Annotated in this window: 13 protein-coding genes; 7 read left to right on the top strand and 6 right to left on the bottom strand. The window is 65.0% G+C overall.

Annotated features, from left to right (window positions below; all coding sequences use genetic code 11):
- Positions 1 to 3 precede the first annotated feature (3 nt).
- The 5 genes from panB (at position 4) to BMY71_RS19925 (ending at position 4955) form a co-directional block, all read left to right on the top strand.
- Positions 4 to 828 (top strand): 3-methyl-2-oxobutanoate hydroxymethyltransferase, encoded by an 825-nt coding sequence (gene panB / locus BMY71_RS19905; RefSeq protein ID WP_011503408.1) that lies wholly within the window; start codon positions 4 to 6, stop codon positions 826 to 828.
- Between the two features lie 161 nt (positions 829 to 989).
- On the top strand, positions 990 to 1643 hold the full coding sequence (locus BMY71_RS19910; protein ID WP_011503407.1) for a tetratricopeptide repeat protein: 654 nt from the start codon (positions 990 to 992) through the stop codon (positions 1641 to 1643).
- A 54-nt stretch (positions 1644 to 1697) separates the two neighbouring features.
- Positions 1698 to 2237: a hypothetical protein gene (locus BMY71_RS19915; protein WP_092685888.1), complete on the top strand. Its 540-nt coding sequence runs from the start codon at positions 1698 to 1700 to the stop codon at positions 2235 to 2237.
- Between the two features lie 73 nt (positions 2238 to 2310).
- Positions 2311 to 3693, top strand: a complete 1383-nt coding sequence (gene der, locus BMY71_RS19920) for a ribosome biogenesis GTPase Der (protein ID WP_011503405.1) — start codon at positions 2311 to 2313, stop codon at positions 3691 to 3693.
- Positions 3690 to 4955 carry a TCR/Tet family MFS transporter gene (locus BMY71_RS19925; RefSeq protein ID WP_092685889.1) on the top strand — a complete coding sequence of 422 codons (1266 nt, stop codon included), beginning with the start codon at positions 3690 to 3692 and terminating at the stop codon, positions 4953 to 4955. Before der ends, BMY71_RS19925 begins: the two co-directional genes overlap by 4 nt.
- A gap of 40 nt (positions 4956 to 4995) precedes the next feature.
- On the opposite strand, the gene BMY71_RS19930 is transcribed toward BMY71_RS19925, so the two are convergent.
- On the bottom strand, positions 4996 to 10071 hold the full coding sequence (locus tag BMY71_RS19930; RefSeq protein ID WP_092685890.1) for a beta strand repeat-containing protein: 5076 nt from the start codon (positions 10069 to 10071) through the stop codon (positions 4996 to 4998).
- Between the two features lie 462 nt (positions 10072 to 10533).
- On the opposite strand from BMY71_RS19930, the gene BMY71_RS19935 reads away from it, so the two are divergent.
- Positions 10534 to 11166, top strand: a complete 633-nt coding sequence (locus BMY71_RS19935; RefSeq protein ID WP_092685983.1) for a phage tail protein — start codon at positions 10534 to 10536, stop codon at positions 11164 to 11166.
- 82 nt (positions 11167 to 11248) lie between these two features.
- On the opposite strand, the gene BMY71_RS19940 is transcribed toward BMY71_RS19935, so the two are convergent.
- Positions 11249 to 11536, bottom strand: coding sequence for a DUF6916 family protein (locus BMY71_RS19940; RefSeq protein WP_041805359.1), 288 nt, complete (start codon positions 11534 to 11536; stop codon positions 11249 to 11251).
- A gap of 163 nt (positions 11537 to 11699) precedes the next feature.
- Between BMY71_RS19940 and BMY71_RS19945 the strand changes: the two genes are divergently transcribed.
- Positions 11700 to 12269 carry a GNAT family N-acetyltransferase gene (locus BMY71_RS19945; protein ID WP_139202689.1) on the top strand — a complete coding sequence of 190 codons (570 nt, stop codon included), beginning with the start codon at positions 11700 to 11702 and terminating at the stop codon, positions 12267 to 12269.
- Positions 12270 to 12355: 86 nt separating this feature from the next.
- Here the strand turns inward: BMY71_RS19945 and BMY71_RS19950 are convergent, their stop codons facing one another.
- The 4 genes from BMY71_RS19950 to BMY71_RS19965 form a co-directional block, all read right to left on the bottom strand.
- The gene (locus BMY71_RS19950; protein ID WP_092685984.1) at positions 12356 to 13582 is read right to left on the bottom strand and encodes an ABC transporter substrate-binding protein; all 1227 of its coding nucleotides are present in this window, start codon (positions 13580 to 13582) and stop codon (positions 12356 to 12358) included.
- Positions 13583 to 13664: 82 nt separating this feature from the next.
- Positions 13665 to 14408 carry an SDR family NAD(P)-dependent oxidoreductase gene (locus BMY71_RS19955; RefSeq protein ID WP_092685892.1) on the bottom strand — a complete coding sequence of 248 codons (744 nt, stop codon included), beginning with the start codon at positions 14406 to 14408 and terminating at the stop codon, positions 13665 to 13667.
- Between the two features lie 172 nt (positions 14409 to 14580).
- Entirely contained in the window at positions 14581 to 16125 is a 1545-nt protein-coding gene (purF, locus tag BMY71_RS19960; RefSeq protein ID WP_092685893.1) for an amidophosphoribosyltransferase, read from the bottom strand.
- 23 nt (positions 16126 to 16148) lie between these two features.
- Positions 16149 to 16781, bottom strand: coding sequence for a CvpA family protein (locus tag BMY71_RS19965; RefSeq protein ID WP_011503396.1), 633 nt, complete (start codon positions 16779 to 16781; stop codon positions 16149 to 16151).
- Positions 16782 to 16873: the final 92 nt, after the last annotated feature.

The raw sequence follows: 16873 nt of genomic DNA on the forward strand, positions 1-16873 counted from the left end.
AGTATGTCTGTTCAATCGGCCATCAAACGGAAAACCGCCCCGGATATCCGCGCACGCAAGGGCGGGGACCCGATCGTGATGCTGACCTCGTATCACGCTCACACCGCGTCGCTGGTCGACCGCTATTGCGACGTCATCCTGGTCGGAGACTCGCTCGGCAACGTCATGCACGGCTTCGAGACCACCGTGCCGGTCACGCTGGAGATGATGATCCTGCAGGGCCACGCGGTGATGCGCGGCTCGCAGCATGCGCTGGTGGTGGTCGACATGCCGTTCGGCTCCTACGAGGCGTCGAAGGAGCAGGCGTTCCACTCCGCCGCCCGCATCCTCAAGGAGACCCAGTGCGGGGCCGTGAAGCTCGAAGGCGGCGTGCGGATGGCGGAGACGATCGCCTTCCTCACCGAGCGCGGCATTCCGGTGATGGGCCATATCGGGCTGACCCCGCAATCGATCAACACGCTGGGTTCGTTCCGCGCGCAGGGCCGCGAGGAGGGGAGCTGGGAGCCGATCGAGGCCGACGCCCGCGCCGTCTCCGACGCCGGCGCGTTTTCCGTCGTGGTCGAGGCGGTGGCCGAGCCGCTCGGGCGCAAGATCACCGAGACGATTGCGATCCCGACCATCGGCATCGGTGCCAGCGCCGCCTGCGATGGTCAGGTGCTCGTGCTCGAAGACATGCTCGGTCTGTCGCCGCGCGCACCGAAATTCGTCAAGCGCTATGGCGAACTCGGGCCGGGCATCGAGGCGGCGATCAAGGGCTTCGCCGAAGAGGTCCGGTCACGCGCGTTCCCGGGGCCGGAACACGTCTACGGCATGAAGACGAAGAGCTGAGACTGGGCAAAGCCGGCTCATCATATCGGGGCATCCCCTTGATCCGGCTGGCTTTGCCTTGTCGCCGCCATATCGCTAGGGTATCGCCGCCGCAACGTCGGGGGACGGACGCGCGGCGAGTTTGACTCAGCGCGGTTCATCCGGGACAGGAAAATCTATAAGTGTCTGAATTATTTAATGAAGTCGATGAAGAAGTTCGTCGCGAGCAGCTCAAGCGGCTGTGGGAGAAGTATTCGATCTTCATCGTCGCCGGCGCGATTCTGATCATCGCGGGGGTCGGCGCCTGGCGCGGTTATGAGTACTACGAGGCCAAGAAGGCGGCCGAAGCCGGCGCGGCATTCACAGCCGCCGCCGATCTGGCCGAGCAGAACAAACATGCCGAGGCCGAAGCCGCGTTCAACAAGATCGCTGCGACGACATCGACCGGCTATCGCACGCTGGCGCGGCTCCGCGCCGCGGCGGAGGTCGCGCAGCGCGATCCAAAGGAAGCGGTCAAGCTCTACGACGCGATTGCCGCTGATCGCAGCGTTCCGGCCCAGGACCGCGATCTTGCGACCATCCGCGCCGCGCAGTTGCTGATGGACAGCGCCGGCTACACTGATCTTCAGCAGCGGCTCGAACCTATTTCCGGTGCGAATGGCGCCTATCGCCACACCGCGCGCGAGATGTTGGCGCTGTCGGCCTGGCGCGCCAACAATGTCGCGGCCACGCGGCAGTGGATCGAAATGATCAATACCGACGCCGAGACGCCGGCGAGCCTGCGCAATCGTGCCGAGGTCTTGCAGGCGCTGCTGCCGCCGGCTGCCAAAAGCTGAGTTCGACGTCGACCGGCACCAACGCCCGCTTAGAGTCCATGTGAGATATCGTCCATGCGCCGTTCGCAACGCCTGATTTCCCTCGCCGTATTGGTCGTCTTGTCGGGTGGACTGACCGGCTGCGGCAGCATGGGCGGCTTCGACCCAACCGATATGTTCGACTTCCTCGACAACAAGAAGAAGCTGCCGGGAGAACGCAAGCCGGTGTTCCCGGAAGGCGTGCCTGGCCTCGAGCAGGGCGTGCCAAAGAGCCTCTACCGGGGATCGGTCGAAGAGCAGCAACGCCAGCAGGCCGTCGCCGTCGAGCCGCCGCCCGCCGAAGCGACGCCGAAGCGATCGAGGTCCCGGAACAACGCGGCCGCGGTTCGTTCGGCGCCTGCGCCGGCGTCCAATCCCAATCCAGACGCAGAGCCTGCGCCGGAAGAGGAGGGCAGCACCGCCGCTGCGCCGCCGGCGCCAAAGCCGGCGAAGCAATCCCGCCGCCGCGTGACCACCCCGCCGGCCGATCAGCCGGCGCAATCGGCCCAGCCCGAGCAGTCCGCAGCGCCATCGGCGTTCCCGGCGCCGATGCCGAGCGGCACTTTCCAGCGCTGATACGGGCGGCCGGAGGCGCCTCCGGCATCCCGCGACATTGACAGGCCACCGCTTCTCGGCGCACGGATCACCAATGTCGTTCACATTCGCTATTATCGGTCGGCCCAATGTCGGCAAATCGACGCTGTTCAATCGCCTGGTCGGGCAAAAGCTCGCGCTGGTCGATGACACGCCTGGCGTCACCCGCGATCGCCGCGAAGGCGAGGGGCGCCTCGGCGATCTGGAATTCACCATCATCGATACTGCGGGGCTCGACGAGGGCGCCAAGGGCTCGTTGACGGCGCGGATGCAGCAGCAGACCGAAACCGCGATCGAACTCGCGGACGCGCTGATGTTCGTCTTCGACGCCCGCGCCGGGCTGACCCCGAACGATCGCGCCTTCGCCGATTTCGCCCGCCGCGCCAATAAGCCGGTCGTCCTTGTGGCCAACAAAAGCGAGGGCAAAGCCGGCGAGATCGGCGCGATGGAATCCTATGCGCTCGGCCTTGGCGATCCGGTGCAGATTTCCGCCGAACATGGCGAGGGACTGAGCGAACTGTACGATGCGCTGCGCGCGTTGATGCCGGAACCGGACGTCGAACTCGAGGATGACGAGGAGATCGACGGCCTCACCGAGGAGGATTTCTCCAAGCGTCCGATCCGCGTCGCGATCGTCGGCCGGCCGAATGCCGGCAAGTCGACCTTCATCAATCGCCTGCTCGGTGAGGATCGGCTGCTGACCAGCCCCGAGGCCGGCACCACGCGCGACTCGATTGCCGTCGAGGTGAATTGGAAGGGCCGCGACTTCCGGATTTTCGATACCGCGGGGCTGCGGCGTCGGTCGCGGATCGAGGAGAAGCTCGAGAAGCTGTCGGTCGCCGACGCGTTGCGCGCGGTGCGCTTCGCCGAAGTGGTCGTGCTGATGATGGATTCGCAGAACCGCTTCGAGGAGCAGGATCTGCGCATCGCCGATCTGATCGAGCGCGAAGGGCGGGCGCTGGTGATCGCGGTCAACAAATGGGATCTCGTCGAGCGGCAGGGTGGGCAGATCGCCCAGCTTCGCACCGACGCCGATCACTGGCTGCCGCAGATCAAGGGCGTTCCGATCGTCGCGACCTCCGGCATGCTCGGCGAGGGCGTCGACCGGATGATGGAGGCGATCCAGGACGCCTATGCGGTGTGGAATACGCGCGTGCCGACCGCCGCGCTCAACCGCTGGTTCGAGCAGGCGGTTGCGCAGAACCCGCCGCCGGCGGTCGCCGGCCGCCGGTTGAAGCTGAACTACGTGACCCAGACCAAGGCGAGGCCGCCCAGCTTCGTGGTGTTCTGCTCGCGGGCTGACGCCGTGCCGCAGTCGTATCTGCGCTATCTGGTCAACAGCCTGCGTGGCGTGTTCGAGTTGCCGGGCACCCCGGTCCGGATCATGTTGCGCGAAAAGGCCAATCCCTTCGCACACAAGCGCAAGAGAAAGTCATGACCGACGAGGAGCAACCTCCCGGGACGATCGCGCCGCTCCCGGGCGCGCGCCCCGCCGCGGTCGGCTTCATCTTCGTCACCATCCTGCTCGATATGCTGAGCGTCGGCATGATCCTGCCGATCCTGCCGAAGCTGATCGAGAGCTTCTCCGACAACAACACCGCGGACGCGGCGCGAATCTACGGCGTGTTCGGCACGGCGTGGGCGCTGATGCAGTTCGTCGCGTCGCCGGTGCTGGGCGGGCTGTCCGATCGTTTCGGCCGCCGCCCGGTGATCCTGCTGTCCAATCTCGGTCTCGGTCTCGACTACATCCTGATGGCGCTGGCGCCGACGCTGAGCTGGCTGTTCATCGGCCGGGTGATCTCCGGCATCACGTCGGCGAGTATTTCGACCTCGTTCGCCTATATCGCCGACGTCACGCCGGCGGAGAAGCGCGCGGCCGTGTTCGGCAAGGTCGGCGCCGCGTTCGGTCTCGGCTTCATCTTCGGCCCGGCGATCGGCGGTTTGCTCGGTGGTATCGATCCGCGACTGCCGTTCTGGGTGGCGGCTGGGCTCAGCCTGTGCAACGCGCTGTACGGTCTGTTCGTGCTGCCGGAATCGCTGCCGCCGGAGCGGCGGTCGCCGTTTCGCTGGAAGTCCGCCAATCCGGTCGGCGCCGTGCGGCTGCTGGGCTCGAATGCCCGGCTGGCGGCGATGGCTCTGGTCGAGTTCTGCGCCGAGGTGGCGCATGTCGCACTGCCGGCGATCTTCGTGTTGTACAGCACCTACCGTTACGGCTGGGACCAGACCACGGTCGGGCTCGCGCTCGCTTTCGTCGGGGTCTGCACCGCGATCGTGCAGGGCGGCTTGGTGGGGCCTGCCGTGAAGCGACTCGGCGAACGAAGGGCCCAGATCATCGGCTATGGCGGCGGCGCGCTAGGCTTTCTGATCTACGCGCTGGCGCCGACCGGAGCGCTGTTCTGGATCGGCATCCCGGTGATGACGCTGTGGGGCATCGCAGGGCCGGCGACCTCCGGCATGATGACGCGGCTGGTGTCGCCGGACCAGCAGGGCCAGTTGCAGGGCGCCATCACCAGCCTCAAGAGCATCGCCGAACTGATCGGGCCGTTCCTGTTCACGCTGATCTTCGCGTATTTCATCGGAGGCAACGCGCCGCTGGCTCTTCCCGGGGCGCCGTTCCTGCTCGCAGGCCTGCTGCTGATGGTCTCGGCGCTGATCGCTGCGTCCACCAATGAAGCGACCAAACAGGCCAGCACCGGCTAGCTTGTTCGCGGTCGATCCGAGCCTGCGCTGAAAGCTCGCTTTAGAATGGCACCGACGCCCGGCCGCGGAGCGTCCAGATCTGCACTGTGCCGCCCAGCCCGCCGAGTTCTCCACCGACTGCGACTGCCGCGCCATTGCCGAACCGCGCTGCGATGCCCCCGGTCACCCGGGCGGACCAGCCGTCCATCAGCGGCACCGACGCCAGCGGCGTCCCGCCAGCGAGCGTGATCGTCTCCGCGTTGTCGCCGAGGAAGTAGTAGTCGGTAAAGACGCCGGTGTAGGGCGCGAGGGTCAGCGTCGCGCTGTAGAGCCAAGGATAGCTTGCCTTGAGCCCGGCCGAGGCCCGGCCAGTGAAGAATTCGCGCTGCGCCTGCGCTGTGCCAAGGGAGTCGACATAGGCATTCTGGCTCTCCCATAGCGCGTACACCTTGGCGGAAGGCTCGATCGCGAAACCGAACGCCTCGGTGGAGCCAGTGACGCCGCCGGACACCAGCCAGCGCCGTCCATCGAAGCTGCCGAAAGCGGTGCCGGCCGAGCCGTCGTAACCGATCCCCGAATAGGCGCCAGCGATATCGAAGCGTAGTCCGGCGGCGGATCGCCAGGCCGCGTAGGAGCCGATCGTCCAGCCGTCGCCCTTGAGCCGGCCGTTGAGCGTGCCCGACTTGTAATCGAACGTCTCATAACCGCCGATAACACCGATCAGCAGGTCCGGGGACGGCCTTCGCGTCAGTCCGATCAACGCATTCACCTGATTGCCTGACAGCACCGATGCCGTACTGGTTGAATTCCATTGGCCGATGCTGGCTCCCTTGACCTCGGCCCACATCAGCCAGTCCTTCCGCTCGGCCGGCGCCTTTGCCGGCGCTTTGGCGATGTCGGGCTTGCGGTCGATCGCCGCGAACGTGTCGTCGAAGCGGGCCTGAGCGCGCCCGGACGATCGCGGGTCGCCAATGCCGAACCCGGTTGCCTGATGGCCCGGCCCGCCGCTGCCGTGCGAGGCGAAAGCCGGCCAGCGGCTTTCGACCGTGCTGTCCGGATTGCCGGCTCTGCTTTGGGAGAGATCGTCGGTGAAGTTGAAGCGCAGGCCTGAGCCTGATGGCGTGATCAGCTCGCCGCCGTCGTTGAAGCCCTCGGAAATCGCCGTATCGATCGCGCCCGAAATCGCTGCGCCGGAGGTCTGGGCGATGGTCTTGCTGGCCATGATCTGCATGGCGCGCAGCTTCAGGCTGTCCTGCGGCGTGTTGACCGCCTGCAGCAGCGGCGACGAGGTGCTGGCGGCGAAGCTGGTGTTGGCGGCGAATGCCGCGACGATGGTGTGGGATCCAATCGTCAGGCTGCTCGTGGTGAGCGTCGCGGCGCCGCTGGACAGCCCAACCGAACCGATCGCGACGCCGCCATCGGTGAAGGTGACCGTTCCGGTTGGAATTGAGCCGTTCGCCGTCACCGTCGCGGTGAAGCTCACCGGCTGACCAGCTTCGCTGGGATTGCGCGACGAGGTGAGGGTGGTGGTGGTCGCCGCGACGATGTAGCTGAAAAGGCCGGCGCCGGTGCTGCTGCCGCCGGGCGTCGTGACGGTGACGTCGACCGCACCCGCCGCATGTGCCGGCGTCGTTGCGGTGATGGTGGTGGCGCTCGTCACGCTCACCGCGGTGGCCGCGGCGCCGCCGAAGCTCACCGCGGTCGCCCCGGCCAGGTTGCTTCCGGTGATCGTCACCGATGTTCCGCCGGCGCTCGGACCGCTCGCCGGACTAATCGAGGTGACGACCGGGCCGGAGACGTAGCTGTAAAGGCCGGATCCCGTCGCAGTGCCACCGGGGGTCGTCACCACGACGTCGACGTTGCCAGCGGCGTGAGCCGACGTGGTCGCGGTGATCGTGGTGGCGTTCACGATGCTGACGCCGGTGGCCGCGGCGCCACCGATGGTCACGGCCGTTGCGCCTGTGAAGTTTGTGCCGGTGATGGTGACCGATGTGCCGCCGCTGATCGGGCCGACTGCAGGTGAAATCGCCGTCACCGTTGCGGCCGAGATGTAAGTGAAGCCGGCGGTCGATGTGACGGGGCCGCCCGCGGTCGTGACCACGACGTCGCGTGCACCGGCGGTGCCGGCCGGAGTCGCGATGACGATCGATGTCGCGGTGTTGATGCCGAGCGTTGCCGCCGCACCGCCGACGGTCACCGAGGTGACGCCGGACAGATTGGTGCCGGTGATGGTCACCGAGGTGCCGCCGGCGGCCAGGCCGGAGCTTGGTGAGATGGAACTGATGGTCGGGGCTGCCACATAGGTGAAGCCGCCAGTCGAGGTGACGGATCCTCCCGCGGTCGACACGACGACGTCCCGCGCGCCGACGGCGCCGCTGGGCGTGGTGACCACGATCGATGTGGACGTATTCGCGCCGAGCGTTGCGGCCGCCCCGCCGATGGTGACGTTGGTGATGTTGGCAAGATTGCTGCCCGTGATGGTCACCGAGGTGCCGCCGCCGGTTGGTCCGGAACTCGGCGATATCGTGCCGATCGTCGGCGGTCCCGCATAGGTGAAGCCGCCGACCGCCGTAACCGAGCCACCGCTGGTCGTCACCACGACGTCGCGGGCCCCAGCTGTGCCGGCCGGAGTCGTCACGACGATCGAGGTCGATGTGTTGGTGCCCAGCGTGGCGGCCGCGCCGCCGATGGTGACCGAGGTGACGCCCGACAGATTGGTGCCGCTGATCGTCACCGATGTGCCGCCCGCGCTCGGGCCGGCATTCGGCGAGATCGTACTGATCGACGGCGACAGGATATAGGTGAAGCCGCCGGTCGAAGTGACCGAGCCGCCGGCCGTGGTCAGCACGACATCGCGCGCCCCGGCCGTGCCGGTCGGCGTTGTGATCACGATCGATGTCGACGTATTGGTCCCGAGCGTCGCGGCCGCGCCGCCGACGGTGACCGAGGTGACGCCGGACAGATTGGTGCCTGTGATCGTCACCGATGTACCGCCGCCGGTCGAACCGGAGCTTGGCGAAACGGTGCTGATCGTCGGCGCGCCCGCATAGGTGAATCCGCCGGTCGAGGTGACCGAGCCGCCGCCCGTGGTCAGCACGACATCGCGCGCCCCGGCCGTGCCGGTCGGCGTTGTGATCACGATCGATGTCGACGTGTTGCTCCCGAGCGTCGCGGCCGCGCCGCCGATGGTGACCGAGGTGACACCCGACAGATTGGTGCCGGTGATGGTGACGCTGGTCCCGCCTGCGGTCGGTCCCGAATTCGGCGAGATCGTGCCGATGGTAGGTCCTGCGATGTAGGTGAAGCCGCCGGTCGAGGTGGCCGACCCGCCGGCAGTGGTCACGATCACGTCGCGCGCCCCGGCCGTCCCGGACGGCGTGGTAATCACGATCGAGGTCGACGTATTGGTTCCGAGCGTTGCCGATGCCCCGCCGACCGTCACACCGGTGACGCCGGACAGGTTGGTACCCGTGATGGTGACGCTGGTGCCACCGCCGGTCGGGCCTGAGCTCGGCGAGATCGTACCGATTGTCGGCGCGGCGATATACGTAAACCCGCCGGTCGACGTCGCCGAGCCACCCGCGGTTGTCACCACGACATCGCGCGCCCCGGCCGTCCCGGACGGCGTGGTGATCACGATCGAGGTCGACGTATTGGTTCCGAGCGTTGCCGATGCCCCGCCGACCGTCACACCGGTGACGCCGGACAGATTGGTGCCCGTGATAGTGACGCTGGTGCCGCCGCCGGTCGGGCCTGAGCTCGGCGAGATCGTACCGATCGTCGGCGCGGCGATATACGTAAACCCGCCGGTCGAGGTGACCGAACCGCCCGCGGTTGTCACCACGACATCGCGTGCGCCTGCCGTTCCGGACGGCGTGGTAATCACGATCGAGGTCGATGTATTGGTCCCGAGCGTCGCCGATGCGCCGCCGACGGTGACACCGGTGACCCCGGACAGGTTGGTGCCCGTGATGGTGACGCTGGTGCCGCCGCCGGTCGGGCCCGAGCTCGGCGAGATCGTACCGATCGTCGGCGCGGCGATATATGTAAACCCGCCGGTCGAGGTGACCGAACCGCCCGCGGTTGTCACCACGACATCGCGTGCGCCTGCCGTTCCGGACGGCGTGGTGATCGCAATCGACGTCGACGTATTGGCGCCGAGCGTCGCCGATGCGCCGCCGACGGTGACGCCGGTGACCCCGGACAGGTTGGTGCCGGTGATGGTGACGCTGGTGCCTCCGCCCGTCGGGCCTGAGCTCGGCAAGATCGAGCCGATCGTCGGAGCCGCCACATAGGTAAATTGATCGCTGGAGCTCGTCGGCGACGTGCCGATGGCGTTGGTCACGGTGACGTGCACGGTGCCGGCACTGCCGGCCGGCGACGGCACGACGATTTGGGTTGCAGAGCTGCTTGTGAAGCTGCCGCTCGGCACGGATGTTCCGCCGAAGCTGACCGACGTGGCGCCGGCGAAATTCGTGCCGGTGATCGTCACCGACGTGCTGCCTCCAGTCGGCCCCGCGGTGGGCGACACCGACGTCACGATGGGGGTGCCCGCCGCCGTGCAGGTGGCAGAGAAAGCGACGCTGCCGGTGAATGCAGTGAAGATGCGTTGATAGTTAGCCTCGGAATAGAGCCCCGGCGTGCCATTGATATTGCTGACGTCGGTTGAGGTCAGTTGGTAACTACCCGAGGCGCTGGTGTGGAATCCCTCCGTAGCGGGAGAATTGCTGAAGCCGCTCGGAATACCGAAGGTGTAGTCGGCCAGAAAACCAGCGTCGACCTGTCCTGAATTTGTGACGATGGAAATCGAATAATTGATGATGTCGCCCGGCGCGAACGAGTTCTGAAGATTTGTGCTGTATCCCTGTCCGTCATCGGGGGTGTCTGGTGCTGTGAATGTCACGGAATAGTTCAAGGCGCCGCCGTTGACGGCCGTGCAGCTTGCAGACGCGGCCCACCCCAAGGTCGGAGCCAGCGTCGCCACAATGCAGGCGGACGTTGCCAATGCGAGGGTGCGGGCTCTGCGCGCGAATGGACAGATCAGCGCGGCGACGGCTGCGGAGAAGCGCGCGGCAGGCGATCTACACTGGTCCAGGCAAGGATCGCCACGCTGTACGCTTTCCATGAGGGCCTTCATCAATGCCTCGATCCTGAAATAGGCGAACGGGCAGACGATCGGTCATCCAAATATACCGTTCGTCGCTTCTCGGGCGCTCGGCTCAATATCTAAAAAAAACTCGCAGACGCGACACGGACTGAGTGCAATAATCTCGAAACGATTCTAAAAGTTGCATTTTGGGTGTGGCGGTACAAGCAAAACAAGTAAGTGACGAGATGGAATTACATTGGCAGATGCAAAGATGTGACAGGTCACGTGTACTTGCGTTTGTACTCATCGTTTGATGAATATGATACGGCGGTGCCTTGATGCCACTTGGGTTGATTTGCTGAATATGTATCTCAGCGGCGAAGTTCGGCTGATTGGATGGGAGCGAAGTAGCGGAACATACCATCACGATGGACGCGCGATCGCTTTGGAATTGCGGGATGCGGGTGCCCGTCTTCACACCCGGTCATTGACATATCGAGGATGGATCAGATGGCAGACGCATATATTGGTCAGATTATGCAGGTCAGCTTCAATTTCGCGCCCATCGATTGGGCGGTCGCCGCCGGGCAGACTCTCAACGTTACGCAGAACCAGGCCTTGTTCGCGTTGATCGGTGCGACCTTCGGCGGTGACGGGCGGACCACGTTTCAGCTTCCCAATTTGCAGTCGCGGGTGATCATCGGTGCGGGGCAGGGTCCGGGTCTCAGCAACTATGCGTGGGGCGCCCATGCCGGTGTCGAGCGTGTTGCGCTCACCCAGGCGAACCTGCCTGCGCATTCACATGCCGCAGCATTCACGCCGACCGGCGGTGGTACCGGCGGACCGACGGCGGTGCAGGCCCTGACTGGTGTTGCTGTTACCTCTCTGTCGGTATCCCCGGCTGCTGGATCGCAACTGGCGAATACCGGGCCGGCCGGGGGAGGTCAGCCGAAAATCTATGCGCCGGCGGGTACGTCTGGCACGCCGGTGAATCTGGGCGGCGTGAGTGGAGGCGGCGGAATTACCGGCGGTACGGTTCAGATCGGCAATACGGGCAACAATATTCCGGTCGAGACCTTGCCGCCCTATCTGGCGCTGCGAACCAACATCTGCATGTCGGGTCTCTATCCAGTCCAGGATTGATCCGGCGGGCAGCAAACAGCGAGGTGCGGTGACGGCGTTGTGGGCACCTGAAGGCTGCACCCGCAACGCCGTTGAACGCATGTCAGTTGAAGACGGCCTGATACCTGCGTCGGCCGTTTCGGGGCTGAAGCTGGGAGATCAGGATGGTGTAGGGGCCGCCGCGGCCGCAATCGAATTCGTAGGCTGCATCCAGCAGGTACACGTCGTCCGGCGCTTCAAAGAATAGACTGAACGGTTCGCGTTCTGCGCCGATGAATAACGGCTTGCGTTGCAGTCTGATCAGCGTGAGTTCGACCGGCTCGGGAACGGTCGCGACGCGGACAGCGCGGCCCACCCAAGGTTCGAAGTCTTCGGGCTTCATCAGATACATTGGTCACCTCGATCAAGGCTGGCAAATCATGGCGAAGAACAAACAATTTGTTGGAATTCTTGCGTAGTCCGGGATATCCGACCAGTCGTTCGTTGTGACGGTTCGTACCGGACGTCAATGAGGCGCGTCAAAATTGGCGTTGCCGATAGACTCGGAATTCGAGATGGGTCGCATTGCTACGCATTTCAGTCTGACTGCGCCGGGACTGATTGTTCGGCCGGTGGAAACCGCCGATGCCGCGTTCTGCCGCTGCTTGTCCGACGCGACGCTGCGCGGCGTGTTCGCTCGTATGGGTTTGCCCGAGCCGCTGCTGGCGCGGCTTCTCGCGCAACAGTTCCATGCGCAACAGATTGGCTATCGTCGGAGTTTCCCGCAGGCGGAGTATTTCTTGATTGTTGAACAGGGCGCCGCCATTGGACGTTTAGTCGTGACGATCGAGCAGGTCGAAGAGACGTCGGCAGGTGGGCCAGAGTCCGATCGGAGCGTCGCTTGCGGGCGGCCGATTAGGGCGCTTCGTTTGATCGACATCGCGCTATTGCCGGCGGCGCAGGGCCGCGGCATCGGGCGCGAAGTTATCGCAGCGCTCGCCGTCGCCGCCCGATCGATCGAAGCGCGTCGGCTGACGCTGTCAGTTCAGATGTCAAATGACCGAGCCCAAAGCTTGTACCGTCGCCTTGGCTTCATCGACACGGGTGGTGAGGCGTATCGACATATGATGATGCCGCTAACCTGATCGAAGCTTCCACATAGCGGCCCCGAAACGATAATGGCCGGGACTGAGCCCGGCCATCTGGATTGTCGGAACTGCGCGTGCCGGCGTTATTTTTTCACCAGCGGGCATTCGCTCTCGGACAATGGACGGGCCGCATCCTCGGCGGAAATGTCCGCGATCTTCTTGTAGTAGTCCCACGGCCCCTTCGACTCGGCCGGCGACTTCACCTCGAACAGATAGGCCGGAACCAGGCGGCGGCCGTCTGCGCGGATGACCGACTTGCCGAACGGCACGTCGTCGGCCGGGATCTCCTTCATCTTGGCTACAACCTTGGCGCCGTCGTGCGGGTTGCCGCCCATCGCGTCGAGCGTCTTGAGATAATGCAGCACGGCGGCATAGACGCCGGCCTGGGTCATCGACGGCTTGGCGTTGTTCTTGGACTGCTCCGAGAAGCGCTTGGCGAAGGCGCGGGTATTGTCGTTGAGATCCCAGTAGTAGGACTCGGTGAAGGTCAGTCCCTGCGCGACCTTGAGGCCGAGCGAGTGGACGTCGTTGACGAACAGCAGCAGCGCCGCCAGCTTCTGCCCGCCGGCGGTGATGCCGAACTCCGAAGCCTGCTTGATCGAGTTGGTGGTGTCGCCGCCGGCATTGGCGAGGCCGATGACCTTGGCCTTGGACGCTTGCGCCTGCAGCAGGAACGACGAGAAGTCGGCGGTGTTGAGCGGGTGTTTGACGCCGCCGAGCACCTGACCGCCATTGGCTTTGACCACCGCCGTGGTATCGCGCTCGAGCGCCGCTCCGAACGCGTAATCCGCGGTCAGGAAGAACCAGCTATTGCCGCCGGCCTTGGTCAGCGCCTGACCGGTGCCGTGCGCCAGCATGTAGGTGTCGTAAGTCATCGAGATGGTGTTGGGGGTGCACTGCTTGCCCGTCAGGTCGGCGCTGGCGCCGCCTGAATTCATCAGGATGCTGTTCTTTTCCTTGACCAGATTGCTGATCGCGAGCGCCACGCCCGAGTTCGGCGTATCAGTGATCAGGTCGACCTTGTCGACGTCGATCCACTGACGGGCGACGTTGACGCCGATGTCTGGCTTGTTCTGATGATCGCCGGCGAGCAGCTCGATCTTCCAGCCCTTCGCCTCAAGACCGGAATCAGCGATCGCCAGCTTGGCGGAGACGACCGAGTTCGGTCCGCCGATATCGGCGTAGAGGCTCGACATGTCGTTGAGCACGCCGATTTTTGCGGTCTTGTCCTGAGCGAGTACCGGCGAGATAAACGCGGCGCTTGCCAGCGCGATAGCCACGGCATGACGACGCGAGAAGACTACTCTCATCATTTCCCCCTTGTGAATGGCATGATTGTGAGCGGGTGTTTGCCCCCGCTTGCGATCAGTCAATCGTGCCACCGGGCCGGAGTCAATCGGCGGAGGGGTCTTTCACGGTCCGGGACGCGCCGTCGAACAGCTTGCCGGTTTCCGTCCAGGATGGCAGGCACAGCGGTACCAGTAACTCCGCGACCTGATCCGGAGTCTGCAGCGTTTCCGGGTCTTCGCCGGGCATGATGGTGCCGCGCAGCTTGGTGCGGGTCGGGCCTGGATCGAACAGGTTGATGCGGATCGGCGTCGTATTCACGACTTCCTTGGCCCAGACTTGAACTAAAGTATCAAGCGCCGCCTTCGACGCCGCGTAGGGACCGCGATAGGCCGGGGCCTTGCCGCCGGCACGCGAGGTGAGGAACACGGCGCGTCCGGCATCGGACATCCGCAGCAGCGGCTCCATGCAGCGGATCAGCTGGAAGTTGGCGGTGAGGTTGAGACCGATCACGCCGGTCCAGGACTTCATCTCGATATGGCCGAGCGGCGACGACGGACCGGCGATGCCCGCATTGCCGACCAGTACGTCGAGCTTGCCGTGGCGTTCGTGGATCGAGGCGCCGAGGCGGGCGATCGCCTCGAAATCGGTGAGATCCACCGGCACCAGCGTAATGGCGTGGCCGCCATCATTGCGCACCGCGTCGTCGAGCTCCTCGAGTCCGCCTTGCGTCTTGGCGACGGCGATCACATGCGCGCCGGCCTTGGCCAAGGCGCGCGCGGTCGCATAGCCGATTCCGCGCGAAGCGCCGGTGACGAGAGCGATGCGAGAGGCGAGGGGTTGGGTCATGAAGAGGCCTGCAGCTTGCCGCTCCCGTACGGGAGGGCGCGCGCGCCGTCAGTGGCGCGCCGGATGGGGGGCTCTATTGCACAGCGACAGAGGCGAATAAACCCATGCCAAGGTTTCGTCTGCTTTGCCGAGCGCGCAGGGGTCGAAGACGAGAGAGCCGCAGGTCCGCGGCTCAGCTTGCTTCCGCCAGTAGCGATAATTGCCGCGGCGACGATTCCGTCTGATTCATATCCGTCAGCGGGGTCGGGTATTCGCCGGTGAAGCAATGATCGGTGTACGTCGGATGCGCCGGATCGCGGGCCGGCTCGCCCATCGCCCGGTAGATGCCGTCGACCGACAGGAACGCCAGCGAATCCGCGCCGATCAGTTCGCGCATCTCTTCGAGCGTATGCGTCGCCGCCAGCAGGCCGGCGCGGTCGGGCGTGTCGATGCCGTAGTAATCGGGGTGCGTGATCGGCGGCGATGCGATGCGGAAGTGGACTTCCTTGGCGCCGGCGTCGCGCATCATCTTGACGATCTTCTTCGACGTGGTGCCGCGCACGAGGCTGTCGTCGATCAGCACGATCCGCTTGCCTTCGATCGCCGCGCGATTGGCGGAGTGCTTCATCCGCACGCCGAGTTCGCGAATGCTCTGCGTCGGCTGGATGAAGGTTCGCCCGACATAGTGATTGCGGATAATGCCGAGTTCGAACGGCACGCCGCTTTCGCGGCTGTAGCCGATCGCCGCCGGGACGCCGGAATCCGGCACTGGAACCACGACATCAGCCGCGATGTGGCTTTCGCGGGCGAGTTCGGCGCCGAACCCTTTGCGGACGTCATAGACCGATCGGCCGCCGACGATCGAATCCGGTCGTGCGAAGTAGATGTATTCGAAGATGCAGGGCCGTGGCGGCATCGGCGGAAACGGTTTGTGGCTGGTGACGCCGTGTCTATCGAACACGATGACTTCGCCGGGCTCGACGTCGCGGACGTACTTCGCACCGATGATGTCGAGCGCGCAGGTCTCCGACGCCAGGATCGGGCAGCCGTCGAGTTCGCCCAGCACCAGCGGGCGGATGCCCAGCGGGTCGCGAGCGCCGATCAGCTTCTTGTTGGTGAGCGACACCAGCGAATAGGCGCCTTCGAGCGCGCGCAACGCCTCGATGAAACGGTCGATGAAGCGGCTGCGCTTGGAGTTCGCCACCAGATGCAGAATCACCTCGGTATCGGTGGTCGACTGCATGATCGCGCCGCTCTGCACCAATTCGCGGCGCAGCGTCAGCCCGTTTGTGAGGTTGCCGTTGTGGCCGATCGCGAAGCCGCCGGCATTGAGCTCGGCGAACAGCGGCTGCACGTTGCGCAGAATGGTCTCGCCGGTGGTCGAATAGCGAACATGGCCGACCGCAAGGTTGCCCGGCAGCCGCGCGATCACGTCGGCGCGGGAGAAGGTGTCGCCGACGAGGCCGAGCCGACGCTCGGAGTGGAAGCGGCCGTTGTCGAACGAAACGATGCCGGCGGCTTCCTGGCCGCGGTGCTGCAAGGCGTGCAGCCCGAGCGCGGTGATCGCAGCCGCATCCGGGTGGCCGAAAATGCCGAATACGCCGCATTCTTCGCGCAGCGTGTCACCGTCAGTGTCGAACATGTCGCTATCGAGAATATGGTTATCCAGACCTTGCGGGTCGCGAGCGTCCGAAGCGGGCGTTGCGGCGTCGTCGGAATGGCTCTGCATCGCGTCCATCGCGCCTCTCTGTCGGGCCGCACTCACTTCGCGGCCGGTTTGCCCTCTATCAGCTTTTTCAAACTGTCACGGGCGGGTTTGCTATAGCCTTCACCGCTGCCGGGCGCAGCTGAATCGTCGGTCTGCTGCTCTTCGTCCGGCTTGTTCTTCTTGAACCTTTTCAAGATGGTATTCTCTGGGTCATCCGGCAAGAGCGTCATCAGCCAGGTGCCTGTGCTTTCAAGCACGGTGCGCGATTTTGCATTGCTCACCCAGTCGGGGCGCTGCTTGTCCGGAACCAGCCAGTTGAAGAACAGATAGGCCACCACCACGATCAGCAGGCCGCGCGCAAGACCGAACAGGAACCCGAGCGTCCGATCGAGCGCGCCGATCCTGGAATCCAGGATCATGTCGGAGATCCGAACGGTGATGATCGACACGATGATCAGCGTGCCCAGGAATACCCCGGCGATCACGACGACGGCGGCCACGGTGTCGTTCGAGAAATAGGTCTTGGCGGTCGGCAGCAGCTTCTGGAAGGCGTAGAGCGTGACCAGCGCGGCGGCGCCCCAGGCCGCGATCGACAGAACTTCGCGCATGAACCCGCGGACCATCGCCAGCAGGCCGGACACCAACATCACCGCGAGGACAACGAGGTCGAGAATCGTAATCGGCATCGCTAGTCAGGTCCGCTCGGTCTGCAAAACGGCGAATCGGCGTGGGCGGCGCCGGCTCAGGTGACGGTGATATGGCATGCCACGCAAGGCGA

Source organism: Rhodopseudomonas pseudopalustris, from assembly GCF_900110435.1.
GTDB classification, from domain to species: Bacteria; Pseudomonadota; Alphaproteobacteria; order Rhizobiales; family Xanthobacteraceae; genus Rhodopseudomonas; species Rhodopseudomonas pseudopalustris.

Coding starts and splice junctions, on each gene's coding strand:
- BMY71_RS19915 (WP_092685888.1), top strand. CDS start 1,698: ATGCGCCGTTCGCAACGCCTGATTTCCCTCGCCGTATTGGTCGTCTTG.
- panB (WP_011503408.1), top strand. CDS start 4: ATGTCTGTTCAATCGGCCATCAAACGGAAAACCGCCCCGGATATCCGC.
- BMY71_RS19945 (WP_139202689.1), top strand. CDS start 11,700: ATGGGTCGCATTGCTACGCATTTCAGTCTGACTGCGCCGGGACTGATT.
- BMY71_RS19930 (WP_092685890.1), bottom strand. CDS start 10,071: ATGAAGGCCCTCATGGAAAGCGTACAGCGTGGCGATCCTTGCCTGGAC.
- BMY71_RS19935 (WP_092685983.1), top strand. CDS start 10,534: ATGGCAGACGCATATATTGGTCAGATTATGCAGGTCAGCTTCAATTTC.
- BMY71_RS19955 (WP_092685892.1), bottom strand. CDS start 14,408: ATGACCCAACCCCTCGCCTCTCGCATCGCTCTCGTCACCGGCGCTTCG.
- BMY71_RS19940 (WP_041805359.1), bottom strand. CDS start 11,536: ATGTATCTGATGAAGCCCGAAGACTTCGAACCTTGGGTGGGCCGCGCT.
- BMY71_RS19925 (WP_092685889.1), top strand. CDS start 3,690: ATGACCGACGAGGAGCAACCTCCCGGGACGATCGCGCCGCTCCCGGGC.
- BMY71_RS19950 (WP_092685984.1), bottom strand. CDS start 13,582: ATGAGAGTAGTCTTCTCGCGTCGTCATGCCGTGGCTATCGCGCTGGCA.
- purF (WP_092685893.1), bottom strand. CDS start 16,125: ATGGACGCGATGCAGAGCCATTCCGACGACGCCGCAACGCCCGCTTCG.
- BMY71_RS19965 (WP_011503396.1), bottom strand. CDS start 16,781: ATGCCGATTACGATTCTCGACCTCGTTGTCCTCGCGGTGATGTTGGTG.
- der (WP_011503405.1), top strand. CDS start 2,311: ATGTCGTTCACATTCGCTATTATCGGTCGGCCCAATGTCGGCAAATCG.